We start from the raw sequence: 11,847 nt of genomic DNA on the forward strand, positions 1-11,847 counted from the left end.
AATCGTTTTCAGAATCGTGTCCCTGATCGCCGCGGTCCCGACGCCGACCTGGGTCAGGGAACCGGGCGGAAGTACCTGCGCAGCGCCCACTCGGCGAGCCGGCGGCCGGTGGCGCTGCCCGTCTCGTCGGCCGTCCGGGTGTGGATCCCGCCCCAGACACGGGCGTCGACGACGTCCCGCACGTACGCCTGGGCGTGGCGGTAGTGACGGGTCGCTCCGGTGGTGGCCGAGGGGATGCGCAGGTCGACGCGGGAGGTGCCGAGGATCCCGGTCAGCATGCGCATCAGCGCCCCGCCCATGGTGGCGTGGCCGCTGAGGTAGTCGGGGTGTGCCGGCGTGGTGAGCAGCGGTTCCCAGTCGCGGTCCGGCCGGGTCGCCGGATTGCCGTCGGTGTCCGCCTCGCGGAGTGCGGTGACGGGCCGCCAGGTGCCGTAGTGGAGCTTGGCGTCCCAGGCGGTGATGACGGCGTCCGCCTGGACCGTGTTGGCCGCCGCGTACAGACGCGCCGTCTCGGCGATGTCGAAGCCGTGCCGGGTGGCGTGGTCGCCCAGTGCCCCCTGCAGATCGAGGGCGACGAAGTACCGTGCGGTGTCGGTCTGCTCGGGGGTGCGGAGCGAGCCGGTCCGTCCTCCGTGCGTCGCCAGCTCGTGGAGGTCCCTGGCGTAGCGGGCCGAGCGCAGCGGGGGCGGCGGGCCGGGGCGGAAGCGGCCGGGGGAGTCCAGCAGCAACGGGCGCATCCTGCCGAGCCAGGCGCCGGCGAACGGCTCGTGCCCGGGCGGGGTGGGCCGCCAGACGCCGGGGCGGGGGTGCGCGGGGAAGGACACCGGCGCGCCCCGGCCGTCGTCCCGGCGCAGGGCGATGACGTGGGCGGCGGCGCGCCGGCCGAACGCCACGCCGTCGTCCTCCGCCCCGCCGTCGGGGATCGCCGCGAGGGTCCGGGCCAGTGCGGCGTCCAGCCGGGGCGCGGCACCGGGGAAGTGGTGGCGCAGCATCCGGTGCGCCGCGGCGGCGGCCGCCGCCGCGGAGGAGGCCGTACGGGGTGCCCGCCCGTCCCACTTGTAGGGCATGAAGCGGCCCTCGACGCCGACGACCGCGTTGTAGACGGCTGTGGAGACGTACGCCTGCCAGACGAAGGTCTCGGCCGGGCCCGGGCGGGCCTCGGCGTCGATGACGGCGTCGGCCGTGCGCACCCAGTCGAGGACGACCGCGGCGCTCCGCTCGTGGCGGTGGGCGTCCGGGCCCTCGGGGCCCGCTCCGGCGCTCGCGTGCGGGCCCGGCAGCGCGAGGGCCAGCACCCCGCAGGCCAGCCCCGCCACCACCGTCGTCGTCGCGGACCGGGCGCGTCGGTTGCGCACGTGAGCTCCTCCCAGTCGATGGCACACCGGGAGAACCGTGACCGTGCGGGGTGGGCGACGGCACGGGTGCGTCGCGCGAACCGCCCGTCCGGGCGACGGGTCTCACCCGGACGGCCCCGTGGCCTCACCGGGGAAGAGCCGGGCTCCCTTCAGCGCCATGTGCAGCAGCAGCCGGTCCTCGCCGTCGTCCAGGTCCAGGCCGGTCAGCTTCTCGATCCGGGACAGGCGGTAGTACAGGGTCTGGCGGTGGATGCCGAGTTCGGCGGCGGCCCGGGCGGCCTGCCCGGCGCAGTCGAGGTAGACCTCGGCGGTACGGGCGAGTTCCCGGTGGACGGGGGCGAGGAGCGTCCGTACGGCGGGGTCGCGGGCCACGTCCGGCGGCAGCGCGGTGAGCAGCCGGAACGGCCCGATCGCCGCCCACTCGGCGACCGGCCCCAGCCGGGGCTCCGCGAGCGCGGCACGGGCGGCCGCCGACGCCTCCCGCCAGGCGGCTCCCAGCCCGGCGAGTCCGGGACCGGCGGTGGCGACACCGGCGACCGGCCCGCCCGCCCCACCCGGTCCGGCGCCTGCCGCGGCGGACCCGGGCCCGCCCGATCCCCGTGAGCCCGAGCCGGCCGGTGGAGCCGGTCCGCCCGCTCCCCGCGAGCCCGCCGCGGGGTTCACGGGCCCGCCCGCCGCGGGGCGCCCGTGGTGGCCGGGCCGCGCGGGGCCGCCCGGGCCGAGGCCGCCGCGGGCCCGTTCCAGCAGGCGGTTCGCCGCCGTCGTCGCCGGGGTCAGGACGTCCGCCGAGCGCAGACGGACCAGTACCGCCACGCACTGGTCCGCCGCCCCCCACGGCAGCGTGCACAGGGCCGCCGCGCCCGGCATGGTGCGCACCGAGGGCGCGTCGTCGGGGTCGGCCGAGGGCCACGGCGCGACGCACACCACGGTGTGCGGGGCGTCCGCCCGCGGGCCGAGGGCCGTGCGCAGCTCCGCGACGGCCATGTCGCGCTGCCAGTCCCGCTCCGCGGTGAGCACCGCTCTCAGTTCACGGCTGAGGTCGGCGCCGTGCTGGGCCTCGTCGGCGAGCAGGGCACCGATCCGGGCCGTCACCCCCATGGCGGCCGACAGCTGCCGCTCGCTCGGGCCGGGATCGTCGTCCAGCAGCCAGACGTAGCCGTGCACCACGCCCCGGTGGCGGACCGGCAGGCAGATCCGGCCCCGGTACACCCCGGCCTCGGGTGTCGGCGGGATGCGGACCGGGCCCGTCGCGCGCGTGATGCCGAACCCCTCGAACCAGGCCCGGACCGCCGCGGTGGAGCGGCGGGTGAGGATCGACCGCGTGCGCACGGGGTCCAGGGCCGACGGGTCGAGGTCGCCCTCGCTGTCGTACGCCCCGAAGGCGATCAGCTCGAAGTCGCGGTTCTCCAGCGTCGCGGGCGCGCCGAGCAGCTCCGAGATCTCGTCGACCAGCTCCTCGTAGTCACCCCTGTGTTCCGGCGTCACGCGGGCATTGTCCCCCACCAGCGGGGCACCGTCATACATCTGTCTGAGATCTGCGGCACGGATGCGTGACAGCTGTCGATGGCCGACGATCGGGGGGATCCTTAAGTTTCACGGTGGTTCTCCGTGCCGTACCCGAGGCAACATCCGCCAGGGATACGGCCCTCACGTCGCTTGTGCCCTGGAGGTGCCCCGTGCTGGGTCCCGTGATTCTCGCCGCGTCCCGCAGCGACCGGATGCGACGTCTGATCTCGGCGGCTCCGGTGACCAAGCAGGTCGTCGACCGGTTCATCCCGGGGGAGGACGTCGACGACATCGTCCCCGTCATCCGGGACCTCGCCGGGCAGGGCCTGGAGCTCACGATGGACGTCGTCGGCGAGGACATCACCAGCCCGGCGCAGGCGGCCGCCGCCCGGGACGCCTACCTGGAGCTGATCGACCGCCTCAAGCCGCTGGAGCTCGGCACCCGTGCCGAGATGTCGGTGAAGCTGTCGATGTTCGGGCAGGCGCTGGAGGACGGCCACGAACTGGCCCTGAAGAACGTCCGCCCCGTCGTCGAGGCCGCCGCCGAGATCGGCACCACGGTCACGCTCGACGCCGAGGACCACACCACCCTCGACTCGATGTTCGCCATCCACGAGGAGCTGCGGAAGGACTTCCCGCAGACCGGCTGCGTCATCCAGGCCTACCTGTTCCGCACCGAGGACGACGCCCGCCGCCTCGCCGCGAGCGGCAGCCGGGTCCGCCTGGTCAAGGGCGCGTACAAGGAACCGGCCTCCGTCGCGTACCAGGACAGGCACGCCATCGATCGGGCATACGTTCGCATCCTCCGGACGTTGATGCGGGGGGAGGGGTACCCGATGATCGGCTCCCACGACCCGCGCCTGATCGCCATCGCCCAGGAACTGGCCCACCAGGCCGGACGCAAGCTCGACGAGTACGAGTTCCAGATGCTCTACGGCATCCGCACCGAGGAACACCTGCGGCTGGCCGCCGAGGGCCACCGGATGCGCGTCTACACCGCGTACGGCACCGACTGGTACGGCTACTTCATGCGCCGTCTCGCGGAGAAGCCCGCCAACCTGCGGTTCTTCGTCCGCTCGATGGTCAGCAAGGGCTGAGCTCGCAACCGCCCGCATCACCGCTCAGTAAGGAGTTACGGAACCCATGGACGCTGTGACCCAGGTCCCCACCCCCGTCAACGAGCCGGTGCACGGCTACGCCCCCGGCTCGCCCGAGCGGGCCCGGCTGGAGGCCAAGCTGAAGGAGCTGGCCGACAACCCGATCGACCTGCCCTGCACCATCGGCGGCGAGAAGCGGATGGGCGGCGGCGAGGCCTTCCAGGTCGTCCAGCCGCACAACCACCGGGCTGTGCTCGGCACGTACCGCAACGCCACGCAGGCCGACGCCCGGGACGCCATCGACGCGGCCCTGGCCGCCGCGCCCGCCTGGCGCGCCATGTCCTTCGACGACCGCGCGGCGATCATCCTGCGCGCCGCCGAGCTGCTGGCCGGTCCCTGGCGCGAGACGCTCGCCGCCTCCACCATGCTCGGCCAGTCCAAGACCGCCCAGCAGGCCGAGATCGACACGCCCTGCGAGCTGGTCGACTTCTGGCGCTTCAACGTCTCCTACGCCCGCGCGCTGCTCGCCGAGCAGCCCCCGGCCAACGCCCCGGGCGTGTGGAACCGCCTGGACCACCGCCCGCTGGAGGGCTTCGTCTACGCGATCACGCCCTTCAACTTCACCGCCATCGCCGGCAACCTGCCGACCGCCCCGGCCCTGATGGGCAACGTCGTGGTCTGGAAGCCGTCCCCGACGCAGACCCACGCCGCCGTGCTGCTGATGCAGCTGCTGGAGGAGGCCGGTCTGCCCAAGGGCGTCATCAACCTGGTCACCGGCGACGGCATCGAGGTCTCCAAGGTCGCCCTGGAGCACCGCGAGCTGGCCGGCATCCACTTCACCGGCTCGACCAAGACCTTCCAGTACCTGTGGAAGACGGTCGGCGCCAACATCGAGAAGTACCGCGGCTACCCGCGCCTCGTCGGCGAGACCGGCGGCAAGGACTTCCTCGTCGCCCACCCGTCGGCCGACCGGGCGGTCCTGAAGACCGCGCTGACCCGCGGTGCCTTCGAGTACCAGGGCCAGAAGTGCAGCGCCACCTCCCGGGCCTACATCCCCGCCTCGATCTGGAACTCCGGCTTCAAGGAGGAGTTCGCCGCCGAGGTCGACGGCATCAAGATGGGTGACGTCACCGACCTGTCGAACTTCATCGGCGCCGTCATCGACGAGCGCGCCTTCGCCAAGAACAAGGCCGCCATCGACCGGGCCAAGGAGGACGCCTCCTGCACGATCGTCGCGGGCGGCACCTACGACGACTCCGAGGGGTACTTCGTCCGCCCGACCGTCATCGAGTGCACCGACCCCGGCAACGAGGTCTTCCGCACCGAGTACTTCGGCCCGATCCTCGCCGTGCACGTCTACGAGGACGACAAGTACGACGAGATGCTCACCCAGATGGAGGCCGTCTCCGACTACGCCCTGACCGGCTCGGTCATCGCCAACGACCGCGCGGCCGCCGCCTACACGGCGAACAAGCTGCGCTACGCGGCCGGCAACTTCTACATCAACGACAAGTCCACCGGCGCCGTCGTCGGCCAGCAGCCCTTCGGCGGCGGCCGCGCCTCCGGCACCAACGACAAGGCCGGTGCCCCGCAGAACCTGATGCGCTGGACCCTGACCCGCGCCATCAAGGAGACGCTGGTCCCGCCGACGGACTACACCTACCCGCACATGGGCTGAGCCCGTGCGCACGCGGGGCCGGGCCGCCACGGCCCGGCCCCGCGGCTTGCCCGGGATCAGGGATCCGGCACCAGGACGATCCCGCCCCGGGTGCCCCCCGCGGCCCGTTCATGGGCCGCGGGGGCCTCCGGCAGCGGCAGGGCCGCCGCCACGTGGACCCGGATCCGGCGGTCGGCCGGCAGCGGGGCGGTCCGCTCCAGCAGCGCCCCCGACGGGGCGTCGGGGACGAGCGCGAAACGCAGGCCCCGGGCCTCCACGTCCTCGGGGGACAGGCCCGGGTCGGCGGGGACGGTGGAGAGCGGGATGCCGTCGGGGCGCAGCGTGTCCAGGACGACCGGCGCGTCGTCGCCGACCAGGTCGAGGGCGGCGTCGACGCCGTGCACGGACTCGGCGAGGCGCCGGCCGTGTCGTCGACGGCTTCACCGGCGCCGAGCTCGCGCGGGAAGTCGTGGTCCCCGGCGCGGGCGACGCCGACGACGTCCGCGCCCTCCGCCGCGGCCGGTTGCACCGCCACGTGCCCGGCCCCGCCGGCCGCCGCCCGGACCAGCACCCGGCTGCCCGGGCCGACGCGCGCCAAGTCGGCCAGGGCGCGCCAGGCGGTGGGCGCCGCCGTCGGGGCGGCGCCCGCGTGACGTGGTCGAGTCCGGCGGGCTCGGCCGCGAAGTGGCCCTCGGGCGCGGTGACGTGCGTGGCGTGTCCGCCGCCGTCGATCCGGCCGAACACCTCGTCCCCGGGGCGGAACCGCGTGACCCCCGGCCCCACCTCCCCGACCTCCCCGCACACGTCCCGGCCCAGCGTGAACGGGGGCTCCCCGGACAGCGCGACGACGCCGGAACGGGCCAGGCCGCCCGCCGGGCCGGCCTCGCTCACGTGCACCCGCAGGAGGATCTCCCCGGACCCGGGCACCGGCCGCGGCCGTTCCTCGGCCTCCAGGACCTCCGGCCCGCCGAAGCGGTGCTGGGTGATCACCTAGGCGCGCGGCTCCGCCGTCGTCATCGGGTCTCCCTCCCGGTGCCGGACCCTTCCCTCGTGCGCGGCGAACCGGTCGAGAGCGACCCGCCCCGGTCCGCATACTGGGGCGATGACCACCCGTGTGCGCACCGACCACACCGCCCGGCTCACCCCGGCGGAACTGTCCGCCGTGCGGGGCCTGCTGCACGACGCGTTCGACGGCGACTTCGGCGACGACGACTGGGACCACACCCTGGGCGGCATGCACGCCCTGCTGCACGACGGGCACGGGCTCGCCGCCCACGGGGCGGTGGTCCTGCGGCGGGCCCGGTACCGGGGGCGCTGGCTGCGCGTCGGCTACGTGGAGGGCGTCGCCGTCCGCCGCGACGTGCGGCGCCGGGGGCTCGGCGGCGCGGTCATGGGGGCCCTGGAGGAGATCGTCCTGCGCGCCTACGACGTCGGGGCCCTGTCCGCGAGCGACTACGGCGCCGCGCTGTACACCGCCCGTGGCTGGCGGGCCTGGCCCGGACGGATCCACGCCCTTGGCCCGGACGGCGGCGTCCACCTCCCGGACGAGGAGGGCAGCACCTACCTGTGGCCCGCTCTCGCGGCGGACCCCGGCGAGGAACTGCTCTTCGACTGGCGCGATGGGGACGTGCTCTAGGAATCACCGCAGCTCAGCGCGGTGTGAGCCACTCCACCGTCTCAGATAGTAGGAAGTCCGAGTAATTGTGGAGACAGACGCTCCGGCCTCCCTTAGCTTTGTAGGAGCCGAACGTCTCGCTCGACCAAGCGAATGGCGGTCGTGAGCCGGGCCCCGTGCAGGCAATCCCTGCGGCACCGCTCCCCGCCCCTTCCGGCGTCTCGAAACCACCCCTCCCCTTGCACTCCACGTGCTGTCGAAGGAGCCGATCTCCCATGGCCGAGACGACCGTCCGCCGCCGAGTCCGTCACGCTTCCCGTGCCACCGAGTCCGACCGCAAGAACGCCGCCGCCGCGCTGCAGCGCGCCCTGGACCGCAGGGACAACGGCGGATCCACCGGCCACTGAGCCGCACCACCCCGACCGGGAGCCGCGCCCGACGGGGTGCGGCGCGGGGCCTCACGCCCCGCGCCGCACCTCGAAGTGGTCGATCCGCTCACCGTTCGACGTCAGCGCCGACACCGCCAGCCGCGGCGCGGCGCCGCTCACCGCCTCCACCGAGAGGAACGAGAAGCCGCGGTAGCGCACCCGCGACCAGTGCACCGACTCCGCCCTGGTGTCCCGGGACTTGGTCCAGCGGAAGGTGTCCACCGGCTCGTGGCCGGTGGTGTTCCCCTCGTAGCTCTCCTTCACCCCGGCGGGGAAGCCGTACAGCTCCCTGCCGCCGCCGCCCGCGGTGACGTAGACGATCCCGTCCCGCCGCGGATCGGTCGTCCCGCCGATGGGCACCGGCCTGCCCACCTCGCCGCCCCGGATGGCGTCGGTGCGCTCGTAGACGTGGTTGTGCCCGTTGACGACCAGGTCCACCTCGTGCCGCGCGAACAGCGGCAGCCACGCGGCGCGCACGCCGCCGTCGGAGGCGTGCGTGGACGTGGAGTAGGCGCAGTGGTGGAAGAAGACGACGATGAAGTCGACGTCCGCCGACGACCGCAGCTCGCCGAGCGTGCGGTCCAGCCACCGCGTCTGCCTGCCCTCCGTGTAGCCGAAGTTGGCCGGGATCTCGTACGACACGTCGTTCGCGTCGAGCGCCACCACGCCGACGTTGCCGTACGTGAAGGCGTACACGCCCGGCGCCGTGCGCGCGTCGAAGCCGCTCCCCGGCAGGGAGAACCGGGCGAGTTGGCCGCCGTAGCCGTCCGGGGAGTACCAGGCCTCCATGTCGTGGTTGCCGGTCGTCACCATCCACGGCACCGAACGGGCCACCGGCTCGGTCTGCTTCAGGAACCGGTCCCACTGGCTCGCGTCGAAGACGTCCGACTCCTTGCCCTTGCCGGTCGGGTCGGCGTAGCAGATGTCGCCCGCGTGGAGGTGGAAGGCGGGCCTCTGCCGCAGCAGCGTACGGTCGTTGAGGGCCGCCGCCGCGCCGACGCCCTGGTCGCCGAACGCGGTGAACACGAACCGCTCGGGCGGACGCGCCGGTGCCGTGCGGAACGACGTGACGGTCGACCGGTGACGCGGCAAGGCCGGGTCGAAGCCCTCGTGGCCGACGCCGTAGTAGTACGTCGTGCCGGGACGCAGGCCGTCCAGCGCCGCGTGCAGGTAGTACTGCTCGACCGCCGGCCGGACGCCCTTCAGGCCCGGGGTGTGCAGCGCGCGCAGCTCGGCCTCGACCCTGCGGCCGAGGTCGTCGGGGCGCGGGCCCACCCGGACGTACGGCTTGCGCACCGCGAGCGGCACCTGCCAGGAGATCCGCATCTGTGTCCTGGGGTCGGCCCCGAAGGCGAGGTGGCGGCCGAAGGGCGTGATGAAGGAGCCGGGTGCCTTCGAGGTGCCCGGCGACGGACTCCGCGTCGCCGTGGCGCCGCCCTGCCCGGCGGAGGAGCCGGAGCCGCAGCCGGTCAGCAGGCCGCTCGCCACCGCGCCCGCGGTCACCAGCGTGCGCCGCCGCGACAGGCGCGTGCGCAGGTACTCGTGCTGCTCCGCCATGCTCATCCGGCGGGCGAGCTCGGGCGGGATGCCGAAGTGGGGGATCTCCATGTCCAGTGAACTTCCCAGCGGAGGCCAACGGCCGCACCACATACGGGTGAACGGCCGTCGACGGCCCCGTGCGCTCACCCGGCCGGGTGTCCGCATCACGGACACCTCGTGTCATCCCATGGGACGAGGAGTAGGGTGCCCCGCATGTCTCGCAGCATCAATCTCGCAGTGATCCCCGGTGACGGCATCGGCCAGGAGGTCGTGGCCGAAGGCCTGAAGGTCCTCTCCGCCGTCCTTCCGCAGGATGTGAAGCTGGAGACCAAGGAGTACGACTTCGGCGCCCGGCGCTACCACGCCACCGGTGAGACCCTCACCGACGCCGACCTCGAGGCCCTGAAGCGGCACGACGCCATCCTGCTCGGCGCGATCGGCGACCCGTCCGTGCCGTCCGGCGTGCTGGAGCGCGGCTTCCTGCTCAAGCTCCGCTTCGCCTTCGACCACCACGTCAACCTGCGCCCGTCCAAGCTCCTGCCGGGCGTGGACACGCCCCTGAAGGGCGAGCCGGCCATCGACTTCGTCGTGGTCCGCGAGGGCACCGAGGGCCCGTACACCGGCAACGGCGGCACGATCCGCAAGGGCACCGCGCACGAGGTCGCCACCGAGGTCTCCGTGAACACGGCCTTCGGTGTCGAGCGGGTCGTCCGTGACGCCTTCGAGCGCGCCCAGGCCCGCCCGCGCAAGAAGCTGGCGCTGATCCACAAGAACAACGTGCTGACCTTCGCGGGTCACCTGTGGACGAACATCTTCAACAAGGTGGCCGAGGAGTACCCGGAGGTCACCACCGAGTACATGCACGTGGACGCGGCGACGATCTACCTCGTCACGCAGCCCGAGCGGTTCGACGTGATCGTCACCGACAACCTCTTCGGCGACATCGTCACCGACCTCGCCGCGGCCGTCTCCGGCGGCATCGGCGTCGCCGCCAGCGGGAACATCAACCCCTCCGGCGAGTTCCCCTCGATGTTCGAGCCCGTGCACGGCTCGGCCCCGGACATCGCCGGCCAGGGCAAGGCCGACCCGACCGCCACCGTGCTGTCCGTCGCCCTGCTGCTGCGCCACCTCGGCTACGAGGCCGAGGCCGCCCGCATCGACGAGGCGGTCGCCGCCGACCTCGGCGAGCGGGCCGGCAAGCCCGCGCGTTCCACCTCGGAGATCGGCGACGCCCTCGCCGTACGCGTAGCCGGCTGACCCGCCGCTTTCCGCAAGCCGCCGGGTCGCATCCGCACCCGGCGGCTTCCGCATGTTCCCGCCGGGTGCCACCATCGACCACCGGGCCGGATCCACCCCGTTCCTTCCGCCGCCGCCCCCGGGCGATAATCGAACGCGAGGCCGCGGAATGAGGGAATGCTCGGACGTCCTAGCACTGGTCACCATCAGCGCGGTACCGAGCGCGGCCCGTCACTACAACCGGTGAAGGACATCAATCCATGACGACGCCCACGATCGAGCTCAAGCCCTCCGCCAACCCGCTCTCCGCGAGCGAGCGTGAGGCGATCCTGGCCAGCCCCGGGTTCGGCCGCCACTTCACCGACCACATGGTGACGATCAAGTGGACCGAGGGCCGCGGCTGGCACGACGGCCAGCTCGTGCCGTACGCGCCGATCTCCCTCGACCCGGCCACCACGGTCCTGCACTACGCGCAGGAGATCTTCGAGGGCCTGAAGGCCTACCGCCGTCCCGACGGCTCGGTCGCCACGTTCCGTCCGGAGAAGAACGCCGAGCGCTTCCAGCGGTCCGCGCGCCGGCTCGCCATGCCCGAGCTGCCGGTCGAGACGTTCATCGAGGCGTGCGACGCGCTGGTGAGGCAGGACAAGGCGTGGGTGCCGGCCCACGGCGGCGAGGAGTCCCTCTACCTGCGTCCGTTCATGATCGCGACCGAGGTCGGGCTGGGCGTGAAGCCGGCCAACGAGTACCTGTTCCTGGTGATCGCCTCCCCGGCCGGCGCCTACTTCCCGGGCGGGGTGAAGCCGGTCTCCATCTGGGTCTCCGAGGACCGGGTCCGCGCGGTGCCCGGCGGCATGGGCGACGCCAAGACCGGCGGCAACTACGCGGCGTCCCTGCTCGCGCAGGCCGAGGCGGCGGCGAAGGGCTGCGACCAGGTCTGCTACCTCGACGCGGTGGAGCACACCTGGGTCGAGGAGCTCGGGGGCATGAACCTGTACTTCGTGTACGGGAACAAGATCGTCACGCCGTCCCTCACCGGCTCGATCCTGGAGGGCGTCACGCGCGACTCCCTGCTCACCGTCGCCCGCGACCTCGGGTACGAGGCCGAGGAGGGCCGTGTCTCGGTCCAGCAGTGGCAGCGCGACTCGGAGAACGGGACGCTGACCGAGGTGTTCGCCTGCGGTACGGCCGCGGTCATCACGCCGGTCGGCACGGTCAAGCGGGCCGGGGCCGAGTGGAAGCAGAGCGGGGGTGAGCCGGGCGAGGTCACGCTGAAGCTGCGGCAGGCGCTGCTCGACATCCAGCGGGGCACGGCCGAGGACAAGCACGGCTGGATGCACCCGCTGGGCTAGGTCCCCTGCCCGGAGGATCCGCCCCGGACCACCCGGGCCCTCACCAACGGCGTCCCCGCACCGGC

General features: G+C 73.4%; 10 protein-coding genes and 1 pseudogene. 6 read left to right on the forward strand and 5 right to left on the reverse strand.

Going from position 1 to position 11,847, the window contains the following annotated elements; all coding sequences use genetic code 11:
• Nucleotides 1-53 precede the first annotated feature (53 nt).
• Entirely contained in the window at nt 54-1,355 is a 1,302-nt protein-coding gene (locus AC07DA_RS06435; RefSeq protein WP_479125137.1) for a vanadium-dependent haloperoxidase, read from the reverse strand.
• Between the two features lie 102 nt (nt 1,356-1,457).
• On the reverse strand, nt 1,458-2,879 hold the full coding sequence (locus tag AC07DA_RS06440; protein WP_479125139.1) for a PucR family transcriptional regulator: 1,422 nt from the start codon (nt 2,877-2,879) through the stop codon (nt 1,458-1,460).
• A 152-nt stretch (nt 2,880-3,031) separates the two neighbouring features.
• On the opposite strand from AC07DA_RS06440, the gene AC07DA_RS06445 reads away from it, so the two are divergent.
• Entirely contained in the window at nt 3,032-3,958 is a 927-nt protein-coding gene (locus AC07DA_RS06445) for a proline dehydrogenase family protein (protein ID WP_479125141.1), read from the forward strand.
• A gap of 46 nt (nt 3,959-4,004) precedes the next feature.
• Nucleotides 4,005-5,636, forward strand: a complete 1,632-nt coding sequence (gene pruA / locus AC07DA_RS06450) for an L-glutamate gamma-semialdehyde dehydrogenase (protein WP_479125143.1) — start codon at nt 4,005-4,007, stop codon at nt 5,634-5,636.
• 56 nt (nt 5,637-5,692) lie between these two features.
• Here the strand turns inward: pruA and AC07DA_RS06455 are convergent, their stop codons facing one another.
• Nucleotides 5,693-6,019 carry a zinc-binding dehydrogenase gene (locus AC07DA_RS06455; RefSeq protein ID WP_479125145.1) on the reverse strand — a complete coding sequence of 109 codons (327 nt, stop codon included), beginning with the start codon at nt 6,017-6,019 and terminating at the stop codon, nt 5,693-5,695.
• A gap of 346 nt (nt 6,020-6,365) precedes the next feature.
• A pseudogene (locus AC07DA_RS06460) lies at nt 6,366-6,605 on the reverse strand (alcohol dehydrogenase catalytic domain-containing protein); the annotation flags it as partial.
• A gap of 112 nt (nt 6,606-6,717) precedes the next feature.
• On the opposite strand from AC07DA_RS06460, the gene AC07DA_RS06465 reads away from it, so the two are divergent.
• A complete protein-coding gene (locus tag AC07DA_RS06465) occupies nt 6,718-7,251 on the forward strand; it encodes a GNAT family N-acetyltransferase (protein WP_479125146.1) in 534 nt (177 codons plus the stop codon).
• Between the two features lie 254 nt (nt 7,252-7,505).
• Complete coding sequence (locus AC07DA_RS06470) at nt 7,506-7,637, forward strand: hypothetical protein (protein ID WP_479125147.1); 132 nt, start codon at nt 7,506-7,508, stop codon at nt 7,635-7,637.
• 51 nt (nt 7,638-7,688) lie between these two features.
• Here the strand turns inward: AC07DA_RS06470 and AC07DA_RS06475 are convergent, their stop codons facing one another.
• Entirely contained in the window at nt 7,689-9,266 is a 1,578-nt protein-coding gene (locus AC07DA_RS06475; RefSeq protein ID WP_479125149.1) for a purple acid phosphatase family protein, read from the reverse strand.
• Nucleotides 9,267-9,410: 144 nt separating this feature from the next.
• Between AC07DA_RS06475 and AC07DA_RS06480 the strand changes: the two genes are divergently transcribed.
• Both AC07DA_RS06480 and AC07DA_RS06485 read left to right on the forward strand, forming a co-directional pair.
• Nucleotides 9,411-10,454, forward strand: coding sequence for a 3-isopropylmalate dehydrogenase (locus tag AC07DA_RS06480; protein WP_479125150.1), 1,044 nt, complete (start codon nt 9,411-9,413; stop codon nt 10,452-10,454).
• A gap of 239 nt (nt 10,455-10,693) precedes the next feature.
• Entirely contained in the window at nt 10,694-11,782 is a 1,089-nt protein-coding gene (locus tag AC07DA_RS06485) for a branched-chain amino acid aminotransferase (protein WP_479125152.1), read from the forward strand.
• The last annotated feature ends 65 nt before the right edge of the window (nt 11,783-11,847 follow it).

The organism is Streptomyces sp. NPDC044921, from assembly GCF_056432865.1.

Bases quoted from the DNA above. Each gene is read 5' to 3' on its own strand.
- AC07DA_RS06440 (WP_479125139.1), bottom strand. From the start codon at position 2,879: ATGTATGACGGTGCCCCGCTGGTGGGGGACAATGCCCGCGTGACGCCG.
- pruA (WP_479125143.1), top strand. From the start codon at position 4,005: ATGGACGCTGTGACCCAGGTCCCCACCCCCGTCAACGAGCCGGTGCAC.
- AC07DA_RS06465 (WP_479125146.1), top strand. From the start codon at position 6,718: ATGACCACCCGTGTGCGCACCGACCACACCGCCCGGCTCACCCCGGCG.
- AC07DA_RS06470 (WP_479125147.1), top strand. From the start codon at position 7,506: ATGGCCGAGACGACCGTCCGCCGCCGAGTCCGTCACGCTTCCCGTGCC.
- AC07DA_RS06475 (WP_479125149.1), bottom strand. From the start codon at position 9,266: ATGGAGATCCCCCACTTCGGCATCCCGCCCGAGCTCGCCCGCCGGATG.
- AC07DA_RS06480 (WP_479125150.1), top strand. From the start codon at position 9,411: ATGTCTCGCAGCATCAATCTCGCAGTGATCCCCGGTGACGGCATCGGC.
- AC07DA_RS06485 (WP_479125152.1), top strand. From the start codon at position 10,694: ATGACGACGCCCACGATCGAGCTCAAGCCCTCCGCCAACCCGCTCTCC.